The following is a 1,027-nucleotide window of genomic DNA, read 5'->3' on the forward strand; positions in this document are numbered from 1 at the left end:
GTCGGTAACGGATAAAGATGGCATGGTTCACGAACATGAAACCGGCTTTGTTGGGTTTACGCAGTGCCAAAGTCGCCATCGTTTTAGAATGGGTGGCTCCCAAGTGCATATGAATGCCCATCCGCCAACCTCGGTCAGCTCGGCGCAGCGTAGCTATTTTGAGCCTGCTGCACACAATCCCGCTGAGCAATTTGAGCGCACCGGCAATCTCGAGCTTGCCTATCAACAAGGTAAAAATGAAGTCACGCTGGTAGGGAACGTAGCCGAAGCCAATGCCGGTTATTCGTTTTCGTTAAATGGTAAATTGGGCACAGCGAAAGGTGGCGATTATACCTGTATTCGCAGTAAACAGGTGTATAAGCAAGGCAGTGCCAATGACCCTAAGCAAGTTGCATATCATAGCGAGTCGGTGTGTGTACCACGAGGTGAGCCAATACGTATCGCGCCCCCAGAGCATAGCCCTAAACCGATGGTGTTTACCGCCACGGTACGCTCGCTGTCGGGGTCAAAGACCAATCCTCATCTAGATACACAAGGGCAATATGCCACGCAAGTACATTTTGATAGTCAGGTGGCTGAATCAGTAAAGCGCCTCACACAATATGCCTGTCGCGGCCAAAAGCAACCGACGGGGTTACACTTTCCACTCCTGCCAGACAGTAATGTGCTCATCGGTTGTATGAACAACGACCCTGACCAAAGTTATATTTTAGGCTTTGCCCTTAACGATACCCAACCATCCGTTGTTACCAGTGCCAATAACGCACAAAACGTGTTGTGCTCTCGCGGCCAAAACCTGTTGATGTTTGATGACACTCTAAATACCCCACATATTGTGCTGCAAACCTTAGCGGGCAACCAGCACTTGGTGTTACATGGGGATAAAAAGCAGCCTTATATTCACTGGCTTGCGCAGCTTGGCGCGATGAACATTTTTGCGGCCAAAGACATACAACTTGGCAGTGTTAAAAGCGCAATTCGACTACTCACCAATAAAACCTTTATCGCCAGCGCCAAACAACAACTG

At 49.2% G+C, this 1,027-nt stretch carries 1 pseudogene; it reads left to right on the plus strand.

Annotation, left to right across the window (positions count from 1 at the left end):
* Positions 1–1,027: pseudogene (locus tag CWC03_RS23580) on the plus strand (hypothetical protein); the annotation flags it as partial.

This window comes from Pseudoalteromonas sp. S2755 (assembly GCF_005886535.1).
GTDB lineage: Bacteria > Pseudomonadota > Gammaproteobacteria > Enterobacterales > Alteromonadaceae > Pseudoalteromonas.